General features: G+C 48.7%; 2 protein-coding genes. Both read left to right on the forward strand.

Translation table 11 applies throughout. From position 1 onward, the window contains the following. On the forward strand, positions 1-654 hold a 654-nt coding region (gspL, locus tag R8N47_RS24075; RefSeq protein ID WP_318185962.1), incomplete at its 5' end, for a type II secretion system protein GspL. A 7-nt stretch (positions 655-661) separates the two neighbouring features. Next, positions 662-915: type II secretion system protein M (locus R8N47_RS24080; protein ID WP_318148677.1), on the forward strand; the 254-nt coding region annotated here is incomplete at its 3' end.

A 915-nucleotide genomic window follows, 5' to 3' on the forward strand; every position in this document is an offset into this window, starting at 1 on the left:
CAAAATCATGAAGGTTGGCAACTCGAATGCTACAGTTCCGTGCCAGAATCGACTGTTGAGAGCGTATGGGTTCCTAAGCCAGAAGAAATGACGATGGCGTTGCTCGCAAAAGGCGTCGTGAGTAGTAAAACGAACCTGTTAACTGGCGAGTTTAAGCCGAAGTCTTCTTGGGGTAAGTACTGGAAAGTTTGGCAAAAGGCGGCTATCGCTGCGGGCGTTTTGTTAGTGGTGGTCGTGGCTCAGCAACTTCTCGTCGTCCACAAGTACGAGGCGCAAGCACAAGCCTATCGTGAAGAAAGCGAACGTATTTTCCGTCAGGTTTTCCCAAACAAGAATCGAATTCCGACCGTAAGTTACTTAAAGCGTCAAATGACAGATGAAGAGCGCCGTTTATCTGGTGGCTCAACAGATGTTGCGATGTTGTCTTGGCTTGCTGCCTTGCCAGCAACGCTTGGTCAGGTGAAAGATCTAGAAATCACCAGCTTTAAGTATGACGGCCAACGTGGTGAAGTGCGCATTCACGCACGTAGCTCAGACTTCCAGCCTTTTGAGCAGGCTCGTGTGAAGTTGGCTGAGAAGTTTAATGTTGAGCAAGGTCAGCTTAATCGCAGCGATAACGTTGTGATGGGTAGCTTTGTGTTGAAGCGTCAGTGAGGTGATGATGAAGAATTTAATTTCTCAAGCGCAAGCTTGGTGGAGTGGCATCTCTCAGCGTGAACAACGACTTGTGCTGGGCTGTGGTGCATTCGCCATCCTTGGCATTCTTTACTGGGGGCTGCTGCAGCCGATGAGCCAACGTGCAGAGTTGGCGCAATCTCGTATCCAAAGTGAAAAGCAATTGCTTACATGGGTACAAGACAAAGCTGATGACATTACCGCATTGAGAAAAAGCGGGGGTGTCAGTTTTTCCAATCA

It is taken from the genome of Vibrio sp. 2132-1, from assembly GCF_033344315.1.